17 protein-coding genes are annotated in these 20,523 nt (G+C 73.1%); 8 read left to right on the forward strand and 9 right to left on the reverse strand.

Annotated elements, in window-relative coordinates:
• Positions 1-15 precede the first annotated feature (15 nt).
• A complete protein-coding gene (locus AFM16_RS17865) occupies positions 16-1,401 on the reverse strand; it encodes an NCS2 family permease (protein WP_030785374.1) in 1,386 nt (461 codons plus the stop codon).
• Positions 1,402-1,514: 113 nt separating this feature from the next.
• Here AFM16_RS17865 and AFM16_RS17870 point away from each other — a divergent pair, with 113 nt between their 5' ends.
• Complete coding sequence (locus AFM16_RS17870; protein ID WP_030785377.1) at positions 1,515-1,766, forward strand: DUF2530 domain-containing protein; 252 nt, start codon at positions 1,515-1,517, stop codon at positions 1,764-1,766.
• A gap of 80 nt (positions 1,767-1,846) precedes the next feature.
• A complete protein-coding gene (locus tag AFM16_RS17875; protein ID WP_078633924.1) occupies positions 1,847-4,213 on the forward strand; it encodes an HAD-IC family P-type ATPase in 2,367 nt (788 codons plus the stop codon).
• Between the two features lie 9 nt (positions 4,214-4,222).
• Here the strand turns inward: AFM16_RS17875 and AFM16_RS17880 are convergent, their stop codons facing one another.
• The 5 genes from AFM16_RS17880 to AFM16_RS17900 all read right to left on the reverse strand — a co-directional run bounded on the left by AFM16_RS17880 (position 4,223) and on the right by AFM16_RS17900 (position 11,283).
• Positions 4,223-5,035, reverse strand: a complete 813-nt coding sequence (locus tag AFM16_RS17880) for a hypothetical protein (RefSeq protein WP_078633925.1) — start codon at positions 5,033-5,035, stop codon at positions 4,223-4,225.
• Between the two features lie 51 nt (positions 5,036-5,086).
• Complete coding sequence (locus AFM16_RS17885; protein ID WP_078633926.1) at positions 5,087-6,013, reverse strand: hypothetical protein; 927 nt, start codon at positions 6,011-6,013, stop codon at positions 5,087-5,089.
• Between the two features lie 108 nt (positions 6,014-6,121).
• On the reverse strand, positions 6,122-6,898 hold the full coding sequence (locus AFM16_RS17890) for a hypothetical protein (RefSeq protein WP_030785389.1): 777 nt from the start codon (positions 6,896-6,898) through the stop codon (positions 6,122-6,124).
• Between the two features lie 190 nt (positions 6,899-7,088).
• The gene (locus AFM16_RS17895; protein ID WP_078633927.1) at positions 7,089-10,274 is read right to left on the reverse strand and encodes a sacsin N-terminal ATP-binding-like domain-containing protein; all 3,186 of its coding nucleotides are present in this window, start codon (positions 10,272-10,274) and stop codon (positions 7,089-7,091) included.
• A gap of 94 nt (positions 10,275-10,368) precedes the next feature.
• Positions 10,369-11,283: a DUF3027 domain-containing protein gene (locus tag AFM16_RS17900; RefSeq protein ID WP_030785391.1), complete on the reverse strand. Its 915-nt coding sequence runs from the start codon at positions 11,281-11,283 to the stop codon at positions 10,369-10,371.
• 480 nt (positions 11,284-11,763) lie between these two features.
• On the opposite strand from AFM16_RS17900, the gene AFM16_RS17905 reads away from it, so the two are divergent.
• The 4 genes from AFM16_RS17905 to AFM16_RS17920 all read left to right on the forward strand — a co-directional run bounded on the left by AFM16_RS17905 (position 11,764) and on the right by AFM16_RS17920 (position 15,369).
• Positions 11,764-13,197, forward strand: a complete 1,434-nt coding sequence (locus AFM16_RS17905; RefSeq protein WP_030785392.1) for an MFS transporter — start codon at positions 11,764-11,766, stop codon at positions 13,195-13,197.
• A 93-nt stretch (positions 13,198-13,290) separates the two neighbouring features.
• Positions 13,291-13,803, forward strand: coding sequence for a hypothetical protein (locus AFM16_RS17910; RefSeq protein ID WP_030785394.1), 513 nt, complete (start codon positions 13,291-13,293; stop codon positions 13,801-13,803).
• Positions 13,773-14,522 (forward strand): futalosine hydrolase, encoded by a 750-nt coding sequence (locus tag AFM16_RS17915; RefSeq protein WP_078633928.1) that lies wholly within the window; start codon positions 13,773-13,775, stop codon positions 14,520-14,522. The genes AFM16_RS17910 and AFM16_RS17915 overlap by 31 nt, the downstream gene beginning before the upstream one ends.
• Entirely contained in the window at positions 14,512-15,369 is an 858-nt protein-coding gene (locus AFM16_RS17920; protein ID WP_078633929.1) for a 1,4-dihydroxy-6-naphtoate synthase, read from the forward strand. Before AFM16_RS17915 ends, AFM16_RS17920 begins: the two co-directional genes overlap by 11 nt.
• A 13-nt stretch (positions 15,370-15,382) precedes the next feature.
• Here the strand turns inward: AFM16_RS17920 and AFM16_RS40485 are convergent, their stop codons facing one another.
• The gene (locus tag AFM16_RS40485) at positions 15,383-15,766 is read right to left on the reverse strand and encodes a cold-shock protein (protein ID WP_030785403.1); all 384 of its coding nucleotides are present in this window, start codon (positions 15,764-15,766) and stop codon (positions 15,383-15,385) included.
• 176 nt (positions 15,767-15,942) lie between these two features.
• Here AFM16_RS40485 and AFM16_RS17930 point away from each other — a divergent pair, with 176 nt between their 5' ends.
• On the forward strand, positions 15,943-16,194 hold the full coding sequence (locus AFM16_RS17930) for a hypothetical protein (protein ID WP_030785407.1): 252 nt from the start codon (positions 15,943-15,945) through the stop codon (positions 16,192-16,194).
• Here AFM16_RS17930 and AFM16_RS17935 read toward each other — a convergent pair.
• Both AFM16_RS17935 and AFM16_RS17940 read right to left on the reverse strand, forming a co-directional pair.
• Positions 16,170-16,805, reverse strand: a complete 636-nt coding sequence (locus tag AFM16_RS17935; protein WP_030785415.1) for an HAD family hydrolase — start codon at positions 16,803-16,805, stop codon at positions 16,170-16,172. The genes AFM16_RS17930 and AFM16_RS17935 overlap by 25 nt on opposite strands.
• Positions 16,806-16,909: 104 nt before the next feature.
• Positions 16,910-17,842 carry an ABC transporter permease family protein gene (locus tag AFM16_RS17940; protein WP_078637003.1) on the reverse strand — a complete coding sequence of 311 codons (933 nt, stop codon included), beginning with the start codon at positions 17,840-17,842 and terminating at the stop codon, positions 16,910-16,912.
• Positions 17,843-17,943: 101 nt separating this feature from the next.
• Here AFM16_RS17940 and AFM16_RS17945 point away from each other — a divergent pair, with 101 nt between their 5' ends.
• Positions 17,944-20,505: a helicase C-terminal domain-containing protein gene (locus AFM16_RS17945; protein WP_078637002.1), complete on the forward strand. Its 2,562-nt coding sequence runs from the start codon at positions 17,944-17,946 to the stop codon at positions 20,503-20,505.
• The last annotated feature ends 18 nt before the right edge of the window (positions 20,506-20,523 follow it).

Consider the following 20,523-nt stretch of genomic DNA (forward strand, 5'->3'; position numbering starts at 1 on the left):
CCCGTACGAACCGGCTCAGGTCAGACCGAGCGCCGGCATCAGGTAGTAGAAGGCGAAGACCGCCGAGACCACATACATGGGCACCGGCACCTCCCGGCCCCGCCCGGCCGCCAGGCGCAGCAGCGCGAAGGTGATGAAGCCCATGCCGATACCGTTGGTGATCGAGTAGGTGAACGGCATCATCACCATCGTGATGAACGCGGGCACGGCGATCGTGTAGTCGGCCCAGTCGATGTCCTTGACCGAGCCCGCCAGGATCAGGAAGCCCACCGCGAGCAGCGCGGGGGTGGCCGCCTGGGACGGCACCATGGTGGCGACGGGCGTGAGGAAGAGCGAGACGGCGAAGAGGCCGCCCGTGACGAGGTTCGCGAAGCCGGTCCGGGCGCCCTCGCCGACACCGGCCGTGGACTCCACGAACGCGGTGGTGGCGGAGGAGGAGCTGGCGCCACCGGCGGCGACGGCGAAACCGTCCACGAAGAGCACCTTGCCGATACCGGGCATCTGGCCCTGGGCGTCGGTCAGCTTCGCCTCGTCGGAGACGCCCATGATCGTGCCCATCGCGTCGAAGAAGCACGACAGCAGGACCGTGAAGACGAACAGGATGCCGGTCAGCACGCCGACCTTGTGGAAACCGCCGAGGAGGCTGAACTCGCCGATCAGCCCGAAGTCGGGCGTGGCGACCGGGTTGCCGGGCCACTCCGGGACGGTCAGACCCCAGGACGGGACCGTGGCGACGGCGTTGATGATCAGCGCGAGGACGGTCATGGCGACGATCGAGATCAGGATCGCGCCCGGCACCTTGCGGACGATCAGGGCGAGCGTGAGCAGGGAGCCCAGGATGAAGACGAGCACCGGCCAGCCGTTGAGGTGACCGTCGGAACCGAGCTGGAGCGGGACGGTGGTGTGCGCGGCGTCGGGGATCCGGCTGACGAACCCGGAGTCGACCAGACCGATCAGCATGATGAACAGGCCGATACCGATGGAGATGGCCTTGCGCAGCCCGTACGGCACGGCGTTCATCACGCGCTCGCGCAGGCCGGTGGCGACCAGCAGCATCACGATGAAACCGGCCAGGACGACCATGCCCATCGCGTCCGGCCAGGACATCCGGGGCGCGAGCTGGAGCGCGACGACGGAGTTCACCCCGAGGCCGGCGGCGAGCGCGATCGGCACATTGCCGATGACACCCATCAGCAGGGTGGTGAAGGCGGCCGTCACACAGGTGGCGGTGACGAGCTGGCCGTTGTCGAGCTGATGCCCGTACATGTCCTTGGCGCTGCCGAGGATGATCGGGTTCAGCACGATGATGTACGCCATCGCGAAGAAGGTGGCGAAACCGCCACGGATCTCCCTCGGCAGCGTGCTGCCCCGCTCGGAGATCTTGAAGTAGCGGTCGACCATTAGAGGTTCCTACGATCAGAAGTGGACAAACCCAAAACCGTTTCAGTATGAACGTATAAAACCTCGGAACGCCATCTCCGCGCGTAGACCGGTGCGGCCCGTAAGCTGTCCCCATGGCGAAGTGGACCCCCCAGCACGAGGCGCCGGAGCCCCTGGAGGGCCCCGTGGTCGCCACCATCACCGGCGGCACGATCGTCTGGTTCGTCCTCTTCCTCGTGCAGCTCCCCTTCTACGGCTGGTTCGACGACCACGGGCATCTGTGGTGGCTGTGGACCTGCCTGGCGGGCGGCGGGCTCGGGCTCATCGGCATCTGGTACGTCCGCAAGCGCGACGCCGCCATCAAGCGGACCGAGGCGCTCCGGTAGAAACCGGCGTCTCCTCCCCAGGTCGGATCTTCCGGTCCGCCGAGGGGTGAACCCCCAAGTCCGCACGTACCGTCGATGGCATGACCCATATCGACGCCCCCGCCGGCCTGTCGACGGCCACCGGTCTGACCGCGGCCGAGGTCGCGGAGCGTGTCGCACGCGGTCAGGTCAACGACGTCCCCGTCCGCAGCAGCCGCAGCGTCGGCGAGATCGTCCGGGCGAACGTCTTCACCCGGTTCAACGCGATCATCGGCGTCCTGTGGGTGATCATGCTCGGGGTCGCGCCCATCCAGGACGGCCTGTTCGGCTTCGTGATCCTCGCCAACACCGGCATCGGCATCATCCAGGAGTGGCGGGCCAAGCAGACCCTGGACTCCCTCGCCGTCATCGGGGAGGCCCGGCCCACCGTCCGGCGCGACGGCGCCGCCCAGGAGGTCGCCACCGCAGAGATCGTCCTCGACGACCTCATCGAGATCGGCCCCGGCGACAAGATCGTGGTCGACGGGGTGTGCGTGGAGGCCGACGGGCTGGAGATCGACGAGTCACTGCTCACCGGCGAGGCCGACCCCGTCGTCAAACACAGCGGCGACCCGGTCATGTCGGGCAGCTTCGTGGTGGCCGGCGGCGGCGCCTTCCAGGCCACCAAGGTCGGCCGCGAGGCCTACGCCGCCCAGCTCGCCGAGGAGGCGTCCCGGTTCACCCTCGTCCACTCCGAGCTGCGCTCCGGCATCTCCACCATCCTCAAGTACGTGACCTGGATGATGATCCCGGCCGCGCTCGGTCTGGTCGTCACCCAGCTCTTCGTCAAGGACAACGACCTCAGGGACTCGGTCGCCCGCACCGTCGGCGGCATCGTCCCCATGGTCCCCGAGGGGCTGGTCCTGCTCACCTCCGTCGCCTTCGCCATCGGGGTCATCCGGCTCGGCCGGAAACAGTGCCTCGTCCAGGAGCTGCCCGCCATCGAGGGCCTCGCCCGCGTCGACACCGTCTGCCTCGACAAGACCGGCACCCTCACCGAGGGCGGCATGGACGTCAGCGAGGTCCGGGTCCTGGACGGCGGCGACGGGGCGTACGTACGCCGGGTGCTCGGGGCGCTCGGCGAGTCCGACCCCCGGCCCAACGCCTCCCTCCAGGCGATCATCGACGCCTACCCGGACACCGACGCCTGGCGCTGCACCGAGTCCCTGCCCTTTTCCTCCGCCCGCAAGTACAGCGGCGCCAGCTTCAGCGAGGGCAACGGCGAGAACAGCACCTGGCTGCTCGGCGCCCCGGACGTGCTGCTCGACCCCGGCGACCCCGCCCTCGCCGAAACCGACCGGCTCAACGAACAGGGGCTGCGGGTGCTGCTGCTGGCCCGCGCCGCCCGCGACCTCGACGACCCGGCGGTGGCCAAGGGCGCCCGGCCCACCGCGCTGGTCGTCCTGGAGCAGCGGCTGCGGCCCGACGCCGCCGACACCCTGCGCTACTTCGCCGAGCAGAACGTCCAGGCCAAGGTCATCTCCGGGGACAACGCGGTGTCCGTGGGCGCGGTGGCCGGAAAGCTCGGTCTGGACGGCCGTACGGTCGACGCGCGGCGGCTGCCCGACGAGCGGGACGCGATGGGGCGCGCGCTGGACGAGGGGACCGTGTTCGGGCGGGTCACCCCGCAGCAGAAGCGGGACATGGTCGGCGCGCTCCAGGCCCGCGGGCACACCGTGGCGATGACCGGGGACGGGGTGAACGACGTCCTCGCACTGAAGGACGCGGACATCGGCGTGGCGATGGGCTCGGGGTCGGAGGCCACCCGGGCGGTCGCCCAGATCGTGCTGCTGAACAACAGCTTCGCCACCCTGCCGTCGGTGGTGGCGGAGGGCCGGCGGGTGATCGGCAACATCACGCGCGTGGCCACGCTGTTCCTGGTCAAGACGGTGTACTCGGTGCTGCTGGCGCTGCTGGTGGTGTGCTGGCAGGTCGAGTACCCGTTCCTGCCGCGCCATCTGACGCTGCTGTCCACCCTCACCATCGGGGTCCCGGCGTTCTTCCTGGCGCTCGCCCCCAACAAGGAGCGGGCCCGCCCGCACTTCGTGCGCCGGGTGATGCGGTACTCGATCCCCGGCGGGGTGCTGGCCGGGGTGGCGACCTTCGTGACGTATCTGATCGCCCGCCACCACTACACCGGGGAGGGCTCGCTGGACGCGGAGACCAGCGTCGCGACGCTCACGCTGTTCCTGATCTCGATGTGGGTCCTGGCGATCATCGCCCGCCCCTACACCCTGTGGCGGGTGCTGCTGGTGGCCTCGATGGGCGGGGCGTTCCTGCTGGTCCTGGCCGTGCCGTGGCTCCAGGAGTTCTTCGCGCTGAAACTGGTCGGCATGACGATGCCGTGGATCGCGGTGGCCGTGGCCGCGGTGGCGGCGGCCGCCCTGGAGGTCACGTGGACCTGGGTCGACCGCCGCTTTCCCGCGTGATGCCTGCGCCTAATTGACGTCGATGAAGTCACCCGCGGCGGAGACCGCCGGGGTGGTCGAGGTGCCCGCGAAGGAGTAGCGGTAGTAGCCGTCCGCCGACGCCTTGACCGTGGTCTTCAGCGTGCCGGTCGAGCTGGTCTTGATCGTCTTGACGGTGGTGTAGGTGGAGCTGCCCTTCTTCTTGAACTGCAGCTTCACCGACTGCGCCGCGTATCCGGCGTACTTGTTGGCGTCCCAGTTGGCGCGGGACAGCTTGCCGGTGACCGTGATGGTCTTGCCCTTCTTCACCGGCTCCGGCGCGGCGTCGACCGTCAGCTTGGCGGCGCGCTGGACCTTGACGGTGCCCAGGTTGCTCTGCCACTTCATGTCGTCCGCGGACGAGGCGTCGTTGGCGATGGCCAGGGCGCCGACCTTCCAGGCACCGGCGTCGCCGTTGCCCAGGTCGTCGTAGTCCGCCGGGGCGTCCGGACGGAACTGGATCTTGGCCGTGCACTTCAGGACGGTGGAGGAGGACGTGGTGCAGGTGCCCTCGTTGTCACCGAAGATGCTGTCCGACTGCTCGCTGAGCGTGGCACCGCGGTAGAGCACGGGGCCGCTGATGAAGGAGCCGGCGCTGACATTGGCCGGCTTGGTGACGGTGTAGGTCACGTTGACGGTGACCTTGGTGGTGGGGCCGACCACGACGGTCTTGCCCGCGTTCACCTTCACGTTGGAGAAGGTGACGTTCAGGCCCGCCGTCGGCGCGGCCTGCGCGGCCGGGACGGCGAGGGCGGACAGGGCGAGGGCACCGGAGGCGGCGACCACGATGGCGCGCTTGCGCAAGGAGAACTCCCAGGTGAAACGGATCTGCGGAGGAAATGAACGAAGGCGGGCCTACTTGACGTCGACGAAGTCGCCCGCGGCGGTGACCGCCGGGGTGGTCGAGGTGCCCGCGAAGGTGTAGCGGAAGTAGCCGTCGGCGGACGCCTTGACCGTGGTCTTCAGCGCGCCGGTCGTGCTGGTCTTGATGGTCTTGACCGTGGTGTAGGTGGAGCTGTTCTTCTTGCGGAACTGGAGCTTCACCGACTGGGTCGAGTAGCCGTGGTACTTACCGTCGTCCCAGTTGGCGCGGGACAGCTTGCCGGTGACCGTGATGGTCTTGCCCTTCTTGACCGGCTCCGGCGCGGCGTTGACCGTCAGCTTGGAGTACCGCTGGAGCTTGGTGGTGGCGATGCCGTCGGCCTCGGCGTAGCCGACCTTGCTCCAGTCGATGACGTCCTCGTCGGCCCCGTACTGGTCGTTCCAGTCGATGACGTAGCCGACGGCCTTCCAGCCGGTGGCGTCGGCGTTCCACAGCTCGTCACGCGGCCGGATGTCGACGGTGCCCTTGCAGGTGGCGACCGTGGCCGAGGTGGCGGTGCAGGCGGGGTACTTGTCGCCCCACAGGACGTTGGCCGGGGCGCTGGAGGAGCCGCGGTAGATCAGCAGGTCGATCTCGGTGTCGGGGGCCTTCACGTCGATGTCGGCCGAGTGGGTCACCTTGAAGGTGACGGGCACGGTGACCTTGTTCGTGGTGCCGACGACGATCGGCTTGCCGTTGTTGATCTTCACGCTGGAGAAGGTGGCGTCGAGCGCGTACGGCGTGCCCGAGGCGTAGGTGGTGGCGCCGGTGAGGGCCGACCGGCCGGAGGCGGCCTGGTGCAGGGCCTTCAGCGTGGCGGCCGGGTCACGCTGGTCACCGGCGGCCTGAGCGGCCGGCACGGCGAGGGCGGAGAGTGCGAGGGCGCCGGAGACGGCGGCCACGGTGGCACGGATGCGCATGGCTGTCCCAAGGGAGGAAGGGGCCCCCGGCGGTTGGCTCCGGTCGGCCCGAGTGGTCGAGCCTCGCGGCTCGCATGATCGGATCCCTGAGATCGGGAAAGGGTCGTCCTACTTGACGTCGACGAAGTCGGCGGCGGACGTGACCGCGGCCGTCGTCGAGTTGCCCGCGAAGGTGTAGCGGAAGTAACCGTCCGCCGACGCCTTGACGGTGGTCTTGAGCCCACCGGACGAGCTGGTCTTGACCGTCTTCAAGGTGCTCCAGGTGGTGGAGCCCTTCTTCTTGAACTGGAGCTTCACGGACTGGCTGCCGTAGCCGCCGTACTTGAGCGACTCCCAGTTGGCGCGGGTGAGGGAGCCCGTGACCGTGAGGGTCTTGCCCTTCTTCACCGGCTCGGGGGCGGCGTTCGTGGTGAGCTTCGAGGCGCGCTGGAAGTGGAAGGCACCTGCCTTCTCCTTCCACACGAAGTCGCCGTCCTTGGCGTCGATCCACGCGTCGACGTACCAGGTACCGGCGTTCTTGTTCGAGTAGAAGTCCGTGCGCGGGTCCACCTTCACCGAGGCGGTGCAGGTGGAGGTGGTGGCGTTGACGACCTTGCAGACCGGCTTGCCGGTGATCTCGAAGCCGTAGTCGGGGCCCACGAGGGTGAACTCCTCGGCGCCCGCGATGCCCGAGTTGTCGGTGGCGGTGACGCTGACCGAGACGGTCTTCGCGGCGTTGGTGGTCATGGCCACCTTGTTGTCGCCGTCGACGACCACCTTGGTGATCTTGGTGTTGCCGGAACCGGCGTCGAACGGGGTGATCTCGGTGGCCTGTGCCGCGGGAACGGACAGGCCGGCGAGGGCCAGGGCGCCGAAGGACACGGCGGCGGTGGCGCGGAGACGCATATGGACTTCCCCCATGTAGGTGGGCCCGCAGAGCGTCCGTCCCGGCGGGGCCCGAGTGTTCGGCGAGTCGGTCGTGACCGAGGACTCGTCGAGTGAGACTCGCACCCCTGTCCGATGGTTGCATGTTCGACAAAGAAAATGCGGAGGACTTGTGTCCACCGCATTTTCTGTCGTCATGTGCCCCTGGCGGTCAGTCGAACCAGCGGTCCCGGGCCAGCTCCTGGGTGCGGGACGGGTCCTCAAGCAGGGCCGCGACCTCGAAGCGGCGGGGCCACTGGCCGGCCGCCCAGGCCAGCCCGGCGGCCACCCCCTCCAGGGTGGCGGCGTGCAGGACGCCGTCGTCGGTCAGCCGCCAGTCGATCTCCACGCCGTCGACCACCAGCTCCTCGTGCTCGACATAGGTGTCCGGGACGCGCGGACCGAGCAGCACCCGCACCGGCTCGGGCACGTCGTGCTCGGTGCCCTCGGAGTCGACCCGGCCGGTGACGGACTCGCTCAGCCGCCGCACCTGGAACAGCTCGGCCAGCTCGGCGGCCCGGGACGGCCGCACCGGCAGCAGCGGGACACCCCCGGTGAAGGGCAGCAGGTCGGGCGAGTCGACGACGACCGCCTCGGCCGCGTCCACCACCTCCACCCGCCCGTCCACGACGGCGGCCAGCTCGTCCGGCAGGGTCACCTGCTCCGGGTCCAGCTCGGCCAACGCGCTGTAGAGACCATGCAGTTGAGCGGCCGACACGGCACGCTCGGGGTCGGCGAGCCGCTCCAGCAGCTCGGCCGCGCCGCCGGGCTCGTCGAGGAGCGCGGCCACGGTGGTGCGCACCCCGAGCGCCCGCAGCACCTGCTCGTCGTCGAAGCCGGTCGCGTCGGCCTCGTCGTACAGACCGCGCAGCAGCGGGTCGCCGCCCGCGGCGAGCAGGCCGGCCGGGCGGCGGCCGTCGAGCACCGGGTGCCCGCGCAGCCACCAGGCCGTGTAGGGCCGTACGACCTCGTGGGTGCCGTCGGCGAGCAGGACGCGGACCGGCTGGGTGAGGGCGTCGCGCAGCGGCGGCTGGGCGAGCAGGGCGAGGGCCTGCGGCCAGCGGTCGTCGTCGACGAGGTCGAGATCGCGGACGGCGACGAGTTCGGTGGCGACGGGCGGCACCGGGGAGTCGGGGAAGCGGTCGAGGATGTCCTCGGCCCAGACGTCCACGGCGTCCAGCAGACCGGCGTCGTCGGGTTCGGCGAAGTCGCCCTCGCGGGGCTCCAGTTCGTCCGGGTCGAGGACGACATCGGTGGCGCGGACCAGGGCGAAACCGGCGAGCACCCCGCAGGCGGCGAGCGGCTGTTCGCCCCACCTGTCGACCAACTCGGAGTCCACCGAGGCGAGTTCGTCCTCGCGGATCACGGCGGCGAACGGGCTGCCGGGCAGCACGAGTTCACCTGCGGGGACGAGTTCGCCGTCCTCGTCGGGGAGCGCGAGCGCGCCCAGCCAGGGTTCGTCGCCCGGCTCCAGGTCCGCGTCACGGACCAACGCGAGGACGGTGTCGGCGAGTTCCTCCGCGTCCGGGGTGCCCCGGTCGTCGTCCCAGGCCCCGCCGTCGTCGTCCAGGGACGCGGCGACGGCGGCCCGCACCTGCGGGGTGGTCAGCACCGCGCGCGGGGTGGCGGGCAGGGCGCCGAGCTTCTCCAGGAGCGGGTGCGCGGCGTCCGGGTGGGCGACCTTGAGGCCGAGCCGGGCGAGGACGTCCGGGTCCGCGCCGGTCCCGCCCGCGCCCGTCCCGTCCCGCCCCGCGTCCTCGCCCGTCCCGTCGCCGCCGGTGGGCAGCAGGATCTGGCGGGGCCCGATCGCGGTCCGGCCGTCGGCCAGCGGCACCGGAAGCCCCGAGAGCCGGTCCGGGTCCACACCGGCGAGGCTCTCGTAGAGCCGGTACCACCAGTGCGGGTCCTTCTCCAGGCCGGCCAGCCGGTCGATCGCGTCGGCCAGCGGGATCCGCGCCACGTCGAGGGTGCGCAGCTCGGCCCGGCGTTCCAGACCGGCGGGCAGCAGGGTGGGCAGCACCTCGGCCAGCACCCGCACGGTGTCGGCGCCGGCGCCCTCGACGACCTCGGCGTCCCGGGGGCGCAGCGCCTCGGGGAGGTGGTCGAGGTGGTCGTCCTCCTGGTCGGCGGGGGTCGCCGCGGGCGGCAGGAACGCGGTGCGCGGCAGCCGTTCCAGGACGGCCCGGCGCAGGGCGCCGTCCAGCTCGCCCTTGCCCAGCGGCCCCGGCACCAGGTCGATGATCGCGGCGGTCACCGGCCGCCACTCGGCGAGCAGCGCGGTGTAGGCGTCGGCCGCGCGCTCCACCAGATGGTCGGTGAGCGGGCCGGGGGCGGCGTGCCGGCGGGTGGTGTCGAGCGGGAAGGACGCGATGAGCAGGGCGGGCACGCCGAGCCGCTCGTCGCTGGGAGTGGGGGCGTGCACGACCGGGCTGGTGCGGGGGGCCGCCGGGGCGCCGTCCGCGGTGACGGGCACGGCCCAGGTGACCGACCAGTGCGGCCGCAGCCGCTCCTCGACCGGGCGGTCGGCCAGCAGCTCGGCGGTGAGCGGGCCGTCGGCGGTGGCCGTACGCCAGCGGGTGGTGCCGTGTTCCGAGTCCGCGACGACGGTCAGGGCGCCCTCGGCGGAGCGGCGCAGGGTGCGCGGGGTGCCGTCGCCGATCTCGACGACGACCTCCGCGAGACCGGGCAGGGCGAGGAGCAGGGCGTCGTCGACGGCGGTGAGCAGCCGTTCGGCGAGGTCGGCGGCCGCGGCGTCGCGCAGCGGGAGGATGACGGCCGTGTCGTAGGGGTCGGGGGCGGTGCCCTCGGCGGCGAAGGGGAGCCGCAGCAGGGGCACGTGGCCGTCGCGGCGGCGGATCTCGTCGCCGAGGCCGGGGCTGTGCCGGGCGGTGTCCGCGGCCAGTTCGCGGGCCTCGGCGAGGGACCAGCGCACCCCGCCGTGCCGGCCCACGACGGCGGGCTCGTCGGTGACGGCGAGCACCGCGGAGAAGCCGACGCCGAAACGGCCGACGGCACCCGGGTGGGTCTCCCGCTTGGCGGAGGCGCGCAGGGTGGCGAGGGACTCGACACCGGCGGCGTCCAGCGGGGCGCCGGTGTTCGCGGCGACCAGGACGCCGTCGCGGAGGGTGAGGCGGAGCCGGCCGGGGACACCGGCGCGGGCGGCGGCGTCGGCGGCGTTCTGCGCCAGCTCCACGACCAGCCGGTCGCGGTACCCGCCGAGGACGAGGTCCTCCTCGGCGTTGGCGTCCTCCCGGAACCGGGCGGGACTCGTCGCCCAGGCGTCCAGGACTCCGCGGCGCAGTCGGGCCGTACCGAAGGGGTCCGCGCCCTCCGGTGCCGGCCGCACGAACTTGCTCACGTTCACTCTCCTCGTCGGCGTGGAGACGAAGGTACCGGGTGCCGGCACCGCCCCCGCCCGCCCGCCACCCCGGAGGCGACCGTCACCGGAGCCGCTAGGAGTGCCCCAGCTCCGCGGTGTCCTCGTCCGTCGCCGGGGGGACCGAGCCGGAGTCCGGGGCCGGGCGGAGCGGGAAGGGGTCCACCCGGGTCTCGTCGATGACCGGAGCGGGCGGGCGCGGGGGCGTCGGCATGACCGCCGCCTCCGAGTGGCCGCCGCAGCCGTAGGAGAGCGAGACGACCCGGCCGTCCGCCGGGGCGAACTCGTTGGCGCAGACCCCGAAGGCCTGGCCGAGGGAGCCGCCGATCGGCTGGAGGAAGCCGCAGCTCACACAGGTCGCGGGGGCCGCCTGGGCCATCGGGGTCTTGGCGCCGTACGCCTCCTCCCAGCGGTCGGCGGCGGTGTGCAGGCCGTAGCGGGACAGGACCCGGGCGCGGCGCATGCCGAGTTCCTCGGCGACCGCCGAGATCGTGCCCCGCCGGGGCACGGTGGGCAGCGCGGCCGTCAGATCCGCGTCCTCCGCCTCGGCCAGCTCGGCCAGCTCCGCGGAGACCAGGGAGTTCGGCGGGGGCTCCTCCTCGCCGGTGTAGCCCGGTTCGAGCCGCAGGTCCTCGGCGTCGGTGGGCAGCAGATCGCCCGGGCCCATGTCGCCGGGGCGCAGCCGCTCGCTCCACGGCACCCACTCGGGCGCGAGGACCGCGTCGGGGCCGGGGAGCAGCACCACCTCGTCCAGGGTGACGATCTTCGCGCGGGAGGCGCGGGCCACGGTGGCCGCCCAGCGCCAGCCGCGGTAGCCCAGCTCCTTGCACTCGAAGTAGTGGGTGACCACGCGGTCGCCCTCGGCGACCACGCCCACGTGCTCGCCGACCACGCCGGGCGCGGCGGCCTCCTCGGCTGCGGTGCGGGCGAGGTCGACGGCCTCGGCGCACAGACGGTCGGGGGTGCGGCTTCGCGTGGTCGCTGCGCTCACAGGTATCGCTTCTCTCCTACGCCGTCTCTCGAGTGCGCCGGCCTGAAGGCGTGGGTGCGGACGGAGCGGACCAGGGGGCCGCGTCGACGTCCGCGCCCGATCGCGCTCGGGCGCACCTGCTGTCATCCATTCTGCGGGATGGCCGGGAGGCGCGCGGCCGAGAACAATCGCCACGGCGCGCTACGCACGCTACCTGTTCGCGGACGCTCGTCCTACACCGACGGGACGTTTCCCGCCCCCGACGCGCCCCCGACCCACGCCCCGGCCGCCCCCAATCCTTGCCCGGGCCGCCCCTCGACACGCCCCCGACCCTTACCCCGGCCGCCCCCCGACGCGCCCCCAAGCCGCCCCCGAGCCGCCCCCGCCTCGCGCCCCGACGCGGCTCCCGTCACCCCACGCGCCCCCGGAAACCCCGAATCCGACACCGCCGTACGCGCGGTAACCGCACTACGGAGGGCGTTCTCGGGGCACTATGACGGGGTGGCAGCCGCGAGAACACCCCAGGGCGCCACCGGGACCGGTGGGACCAAGGGGTTCAAGGGGAGGAGCCGGACCGGTGGTTCGGGCCGGGTCGGCGGGTCCGTCCGCGCGGTCGGACGTGCCCTGCACCTCCCGTTCACCGGCACCGCCCGCGGCATCCGCAGGGCCACCCACGCGCACGGCGCCGGTGAGTCCGGACTCGGCAAGCTGATCGAACTGCACGCCGTGAACGGCGCCGGCGATGTGATGATCACCGTGGCGCTCGCGTCCACGGTGTTCTTCTCCGTGCCGACCGACGAGGCGCGCGGCCGGGTCGCGCTCTACCTCGCGATCACGATGGCGCCGTTCACCATCCTGGCCCCGGTGATCGGCCCGCTCCTGGACCGGCTGCCGCACGGACGGCGGGCCGCGATGGCGGGCGCCATGTTCGCGCGGGCGCTGCTCGCGCTCGTCCTGTCGGGGGCGGTCGTCACCGGCAGCATCGAGCTGTATCCGGCGGCCCTCGGCGTCCTGGTCTCCTCCAAGGCGTACGGCGTGGTGCGCAGCGCCGTCGTGCCCCGCCTGCTGCCACCTCGGTTCTCCCTGGTCAAGGCGAACTCCCGGGTCACCCTGGGCGGCCTGCTGGCCACCGCGGTCGCCGCGCCGGTCGGGGCGGGGCTCCAGATGGCCGGGCCGCGCTGGCCGCTCTACGGCGCGTTCGTGATCTTCATCGCGGGGACGGCGCTGTCGTTCTCGCTGCCGGCCAAGGTGGACTCCGCCAAGGGCGAGGACACGGCGCTGCTCGCCGCCGACGAGGAGCATCTGCACGGCCCGCACCGGCAGCCGGTCAAACGGCCGGGCCTGCGGACCGTCGGCATCGCCGTCACCCACGCGCTGGGCGCCAACGCGGCACTGCGCTGGCTGTCGGGGTTCCTGACCTTCTTCCTGGCGTTCCTGCTGCGCGAGCACCCGATGACCGGGCAGAGCGCGGCGGTGTCGCTGGGCATGGTGGCGGTCTCGGCGGGCCTGGGCAACGCGCTCGGCACATCGGTGGGCGCCTGGCTGCGGTCGAGGGCGCCGGAGCTGATCATCGTGACGGTGCTGGCGTTCGTGCTGTGCATGGCGATCACGGCGGCGGTGTTCTTCGGGGCGGTGGTGGTGGCCGGCCTGGCGGCGGTGGCGGGCTTCTCGCAGGCGCTGTCCAAGCTCTCCCTGGACGCGCTGATCCAGCGGGACGTGCCGGAAGTCGTCCGCACCTCGGCGTTCGCCCGTTCGGAGACGATGCTCCAGGTGTCCTGGGTGTTCGGCGGCGCGGTCGGCATCGCGATGCCGCTGAACGGCGCGCTGGGCCTGTCGGTCGCCGCCTGTGTCCTCGCCGTCGGCTGGCTGACCACGGTCCGCGGCCTGATCGGCTCGGCCCGCCACAGCGGCTCCCCCCGCTCCCGCGTCACCTGACACCACCCGCGGGATCCCGCCGCGTGGCGTAACACACAGCCACGCCGTACCCCACGTAGAGAGAGCGCCGGGGCTGCCCGATAGCCTTCGGCCATGACCATGATGTCCCGCGGCGGAGCCGCTGATGTTCTCGGCGTTGCGCGACGCCGCCGTGCCGTCGCCGCCACCGGCGCCGTCTGTGCCGGACTGCTCGTCCTGTCGGCCTGCGACAAGCCGACGCCGCTGTCCACGATCACCGTCGGCCGGACCTCGGTCAGCTCCGAGGCGACGTGTGGCGGCCACGGCGACAAGCTCAACGCCGCGGACCTGACCAAGTGCCTCAAGGACGAGGACATCAAGTCGATCACCGTCGACCCGGACGAGACCGTCCGCTTCGGCGTCGACCCGGACGTCGCGAAGAAGCGCTGGACGATCCTGATGAACGGCCAGCCGCTCACCGAGGACAGCGACAAGACCTACCGCACCATCCCGGGCAGCGTGTTCTTCAACGCCCAGTACGGCGCGCAGGGCGACTCCACCCTCGTCTCCATCAAGGCGGGCGACGGCAAGAAGGACAGCCAGGCGGTCACCGGCCTGTGGTCGTTCAAGCTGAAGAAGGACGACTGACCACGTCCCCCGTCCGCGTCCTCGTCGCCACCGCCGTCCCCGCCGAACGGGACGCGGTGGCCCAGGCGTTCCCGGACCCCGGCCGGGAGGTACGGCTGCCCGGCGCGGTCCTGCACCGCACGGGCGAGGCGTACGACCTGCTCGCCGCCGGGGTCGGCCCGGCGTCCGCCGCCGCGTCCGTCTCCGCCGCGCTGACCGCGGCCGCGCTCGCCGGCACCCCGTACGCGCTCGTCGTCTCCGCGGGCATCGCCGGCGGTTTCGCACCCGGCGCGCCGGTCGGCTCGCTGGTCGTCGCCGACGAGATCACCGCCGCCGACCTGGGCGCCGAGACCCCGGACGGCTTTCTGCCGGTCACCGAGCTGGGCTTCGGCGCCGTCACCCACCGCCCGCCCTCGGCCCTGGTCCGGCAGGTCACGGACGCCACCGGGGCGCGCCCCGGCACCGTGCTGACGGTGTCCACGGTCACCGGGACCGCCGAACGGGCCGCCGCGCTGCGCGAGCGCCACCCGGGGGCCCTGGCCGAGGCCATGGAGGGCTTCGGGGTCGCCGAGGCGGCCGCCGCGCACGGCACGCCCGTCCTGGAGATCCGCGCGGTCTCCAACCCCGTCGGCCCCCGCGACCGCACGGCCTGGCGCATCGGCGACGCGCTCGCCGCGCTCACCGCGGCCTTCGGGAAGCTCGGACCCGTCCTGGAGAGTTGGCACCCGTATGACCAGTGACCCTGACCAGAAGCTGCGCATCGCGTACTCGCCCTGCCCCAACGACACCTTCGTCTTCGACGCCCTCGCCCACGGCCGGGTGCCGGGCGGCCCGGCGCTCGACGTGACGTTCGCGGACATCGACCTCACCAACGGAATGGCCGAACGAGGCGAGTTCGACGTCCTGAAAGTGTCGTACGCGGTCCTGCCGTACGTCCTCGACGAGTACGCGCTGCTGCCCTGCGGGGGCGCGCTGGGGCGGGGCTGCGGGCCGCTGGTGCTGACCCGGGAGGCCGGGACCGACCTCACCGGCCGGACCGTCGCCGTGCCGAGCGAGAAGTCGACGGCGTATCTGCTGTTCCGGCTGTGGGCGGCGGCCACCGTCCCCGGCGGGGTCGGCGAGATCGTGGTGCTGCCGTTCCACGAGATCATGCCCGCCGTGCGCGACGGCCGGGTGGACGCGGGACTCGTCATCCACGAGGCCCGTTTCACGTACCGGAACTACGGGCTGCACAAGCTCGCCGACATGGGCGAGCACTGGGAGTCCACGACCGGGCTGCCGATCCCGCTCGGCGCGATCATCGCCCGGCGCTCGCTGGGCGCGACGGCCCTGACCGGGCTCGCCGACGCGATCCGCGCCTCGGTGCGCGCCGCCTGGGACGACCCGGAGGTCTCCCGCCCGTACGTCTTGGAGCACGCCCAGGAGATGGACCCGTCCGTCGCCGACCAGCACATCGGGCTGTACGTCAACGAGTTCACGGCGGATCTCGGCGCGGACGGCTACGCCGCGGTCCGCGGGCTGCTGACCCGCGCCGCGGCCGAGGGACTGGTACCGCCCCTCGGCCCGGACGCGCTGTCGTTCCCCTGACGGTTCTCCCCTGTCACACGTCCAGTTGGTCGGCGACCGCGCGCAGCAGACCGGCGATCTTCGCGCCGGACGCCTTCTCGGGGTAACGGCCCTTCTCCAGCATCGGGGTGATGTTCTCCAGAAGGGTCGTCAAATCCTGCACGATGGAAGCCAGTTCGTCGGGTTTCTTGCGCTGAGCGGCCGCGACCGACGGGGTCGGGTCCAGAACGACGACCGAAAGCGCCTGGTCACCGCGTTGTCCGGCGACGACGCCGAACTCCACTCGCTGGCCCGGCTTCAGCGTCTCGACTCCGGCGGGGAGGACCGAGGAATGGACGAAGACGTCACCGCCGTCGTCACGGGAGAGAAAGCCGAAGCCCTTCTCGCTGTTGAACCACTTGACCTTGCCGGTGGGCACGTCTGTCCTCGTCCTCGTACTCGTCGGAGAACTGCTTCGGAAAACAGTTCTGGAAGCGTTCTTGATAGCAGTCGGGCGGGTCGACCATGACCCGCCCGTACCAAGGCTAATGGTCTTCGGGCGGCTGACAAGACGTCGCCCGGTTGTTCCTACGCGCAGGGAACTACCCTGGTCCGGTGCGTGACAAAACCCAAACGAATTCCGCCGCTCCCGGTGACCGACTGATCCGTGCCGGTGTCATCGTGTTCTTCGTCGGCGCCGTGGCCACCCTCGTCACGGTCGCCCCGCTGTTCCTCGGAACGACGCCTTTTCCGCCGTACATGTTCGGACTGAGCATGCTGATGGGCGTCGGCTTCCTGATCGCGGGGGCCGGAGTCCTGCGTTCCGCGGCGGCGGGGCGGCGTCAGGCGCGCGGCGCCGCCAGGTAGCCGGCCAGCCACTCCGGGAACTCCGTCAGGTCGGCGAGGACCACGTCCGCGCCGGCCTCCCACAGTTCCTGCGCCGGGCACGGTCCGGTCGGCACGGTGACCGACAGGGCGTCGGCACCGCGCGCCCCGCGGACGTCGCCCACATGGTCGCCGACGTACACGCTCGCGCCGTGCTCGCGCAGCGCGGCCGACTTCTGCTCGGCCCACAGGTTGCCTATCACCGCGTCCGGCGTCAGGCCCAGGTGCCGCATGTGCAGCTTGGCGTTGGGCTCCCACTTGGCGGTGACGACGACGGCCCGGCCACCGGCCGCCTGCACGGCCGCGATCGCGTCCCGCGCGCCGGGCATCTCCAGGGTGCCGGTGATGGCGTGCTCGGGGTACAGCGCGCGGTAGAGGTCGGCGGTCTCCGCGATCCGCTCCGCCGGGAACCAGTGCGCCATCTCCTGCTCCAGCGGCGGCCCCAGCCGGGTGACCACCAGATCGGCGTCGACGTACGTCCCGGTCCGCGCGGACAGTTCCAGCCAGCAGGCGTGGATCCCGGGCCGGGAGTCGATGAGGGTCATGTCGAGATCGAAACCGACGGTGGGGGCGGGAGGCGTCATGGGGGCCATTCTGCCCAGCAGGGCGAGCGGGCCCTCTTCCGGCCAGGCCCTTTCCTTCGAATCCGGCCGATTCGGAACGGCAGCGCGTCCCGCCGGGACCCGGAACCGGGGCCCTACCGTCGGCGTCGTGAGCGGTGGAGGAGGAACAGGGCCGTCGTCACGGCCGCGCCTCTCACCACCCAGGGCCAGGTCTCCGTGAGGGCGTCGGTCATGTGGCCGTCGGCGATGGGATCGCCCCAGCGGCCCTCGGAGCGGCCCCACAGCCAGACGAGTCCGGCGGCGACCGCGAGTCCCGGCAGCCAGACGACGGCGAACTTCGTCTCCCGCTCGGTCAGCCTGTGCGAGGCGTAGGCGATCAGCCAGCCCAGGAGCAGCGCGAACCAGTTGCCGAGCACCGCCCCGGCGACGAGCGACGCGGCGGCCACGAGAAGCAGGGGGTTGTTCCAGCCGGCATCCGTGTCGGCGTTCTTCCGGCGGCGCAGGGTGCGCAGCAGCCCGCGCCGGGCGGGCGGGGTGTCCTCCTCGGCCGTCTTCTCCGTGACCGGCCCGGCCGCTGCCTGCTCCTCCGGGTCGGGCTCGGGGGGCGGCGGGGGCTTGAGGAGGTCCGGGATTACTCCGCCGACGAAGCCGGGGACCTCGTCGTCGGTCTCGAAGAGGTCCGCCGGGCCGCGCCACCAGTCGCGCGGCCCGTCATCGTCCACCGGTGTGCTCGGCCGGGGGCGCGGCACCTTGCCGAGCGGCACCTCGGGCCGCGGGCGGTCCCCGTCGGCGCGCTGCGCGGGCACGGACGGCGCCGGTGCCTGCGGCGCGGCGTCGGTGCCGTCGGCGGCGGCCGCGACCACGTCGTCCGGGTCGCCGAGGCGCTCGATGATGCGGCGCACGGCGGCGGGCGAGTCGACGGGCGCCTTGGCGCGGCGCCGGTCGATCTCGTTGCGCAGTTCGGAGACGAGCCGCATCCGGGTGGCCGACGACAGGTGCCGCTGCTGTGCGACGTCGCCGACGCGGCTCAGATACTCGTAGACGACCTGGTCGCTCTCGATCCCCACGGGGGCACGGTATCGCGCGCGGGGCAGGCGAAACGGTCCGGCGCCGAAGCCGGCGTCCCGGGGCAGCCCCGGGAGGGACGGCACCCGCTACCGTGGGCAAGATGAGCACCGAGGACCACCCGGCCCCCCGCTCCCTCGCGGAAGCGCTCCGCGGCAGGGACGACACCGCCCTCGGCGCCCTGCTGCGCAGTCGGCCCGACCTCATCACCCCGGTCCCCACCGACCTCACCCAGCTCGCCACCCGGGCCGGCACCCGCGCCTCGGTCGTAAGGGCGCTGGAGCGGCTGGACCGGTTCGCCCTCCAGACGGCGGAGGCGCTGGCGGTGGCCGGCGATCCGGCGTCGTACGACGAACTGCTCGGCCTGATGGCCGGGGACGACCGCGACCCCGAGGTGGCCGCCGCGCTGCCCGCCGCCCTGGCCGCCCTGCGCGAGCAGGCGCTGGTGTGGGGCGCCGACGACCGGCTGCGGCTGGTGCGCACCGCCCGCGAGCTGCTCGCGCCGTCCCCGCAGCATCCGTCGCCGACCGGGCTCGGCCCGAGTGTGCGGGAGGCGACGGCGGGGATGTCGCCGGGCCGGATCCAGGAGATCGTGGCGGCCGTCGGCCTGCCGTCCACGCATGACTCGGTGTCCGCCGTCCAGGCGCTGGCCGCCCTGTTCACGCACCGCAAGAAGATGGCCCGGCTGCTCGCCGCCGCGCCCGCCGAGTCCCGCGAGGTGCTGGAGCGGCTGATGTGGGGGCCGCCGTACGGGCAGGTCACGCACGATCCGGCGGCGCGGCTGCGCTGGCTGCTGGACCGGGGGCTGCTGCTGCCGACGGCGCCCGGGACGGTCGTCCTGCCCCGGGAGGTCGCCCTGCATCTGCGGGCAGGCCGGGCGCACCGCGCGCCGGAACCGGTGCCGCCGGCGGTCACGGCGGCCTCCGCGCACCGCCCGCAGGTGGTGGACGCGACGGCGGCCGGGCAGGCGTACACCGCGCTGGCGACGGTCGAGGAGCTGCTCACCGACTGGAACGAGGGCGGGCCCCCGGTGCTGCGGGCGGGCGGGCTGAGCGTGCGGGACCTCAAGCGGACCGCCGTCGCCCTGGACCTGCCGGAGCCGGTGGCCGCGTTCTGGGTGGAGCTGGCGTACGCGGCGGGGCTGCTGGCCTCCGACGGCGAGGCCGACGAGCGGTACGCGGCGACCCCGGCGTACGACGAGTGGCTGGAGCGGCCCGCCCCCGAACGCTGGGCGCTGCTCGCGCAGACCTGGCTGACGGCGACCCGGACGTCCGGTCTGGTCGGCGGCCGGGACGCGAAGGAGCGGGCGCTGTCGGCGCTGGGCCCCGGCCTGGACCGGTCCGCCGCGCCCGAGGTACGGCACCGGGTGCTGGCGCTGCTGGCCGCGCTGCCCGAGGGCGCGGCGCCGGACCCGGAGGCGGTGCTGGCCCGGCTGCGCTGGGAGCGGCCGCTGCGGGGCGCGCAGAACGCGCCGGGCGCACCAGGTCAGCGGCCCGAGGAGGATCTGCGGGCCCGGCTGGCCCGCTGGACGCTCGCCGAGGCGGAGCTGCTGGGCATGACCGGCCGGGGCGCGCTGTCCGCGCACGGGCGGGCGCTGCTCGGCGCGCACACGGAGCGGACCCCGCGCACGGAACCGCACGGTCCGGGGGACAAGCTGCCCTTCCACCACCACCGCGCGCCGGGCGCCCTGGAGCCCCTCTCCCCCGCCGAGCAGGCCGTGGCCGCCGCGGCCGCCGCCCGGCTGCTCGCCCCGTTGCTGCCCGAACCGCTGGACCACGTGCTGCTCCAGGCCGATCTGACGGCGGTCGCCCCGGGCCCGTTGCAGCGGCCGCTCGCCGCCGTCCTCGGTGTCCTCGCGGACGTGGAGTCGAAGGGCGGGGCGACCGTCTACCGGTTCACGCCCGCCTCCGTGCGCCGGGCGCTGGACGCCGGCCGGACCGCGGCCGATCTGCACGCCTTCCTCGCCGCGCACGCGCGCACCCCGGTGCCGCAGCCGCTGGCGTATCTGATCGACGACGTGGCCCGCCGGCACGGCCGGCTGCGGGTGGGCGCGGCCTCTGCGTATCTGCGCTGCGACGACGACACGGTCCTCAACGAGATCCTCGCCGACAAGCGGGCCGTCCCGCTGCGGCTGCGGCTGCTCGCGCCGACCGTGCTGGCGTCCCAGGCGGACCCGGCGGCGCTGCTCGACGGGCTGCGCGCGATGGGGTACGCGCCGGCCGCCGAGTCCGCGGACGGCGATGTCCTGATCACCCGGGCCGACGCCCACCGCACCCCGCCGCGCACCCCGCCCGAGCCCGTCCCGGACGGCCCGCCGATGCCCGACGCCACCCTCCTGTCGGCGGCGGTCCGCGCGATCCGGGCGGGCGACCTGGCGTCCACGGCCCCGCGCCGGCCGGCCGACCCGGCGGCACCGCCACCGGCCCCGGGCGAACTGCCGCGCACCAGTTCCGCGGAGACCCTCGCCACCATGCAGGCCGCCGTCCTCACCGGCGAGGCCCTGTGGATCGGCTACGTCAACGCCGAGGGCGCCGCCAGCCAGCGGGTCGTCGCCCCGGTGCGGGTGGAGGGCGGTTTCGTCACGGCGTACGACCACACGGCGGACGAGGTCAGGACGTACCCCCTGCACAGGATCACGGGCGTGGCGGAACTGGCGGACGACTGACGGGGCGCGGGACCTGGC

Origin of the sequence: Streptomyces antibioticus, from assembly GCF_002019855.1 — a bacterium.
In the GTDB taxonomy this organism is placed as follows: Bacteria; Actinomycetota; Actinomycetes; order Streptomycetales; family Streptomycetaceae; genus Streptomyces; species Streptomyces antibioticus_B.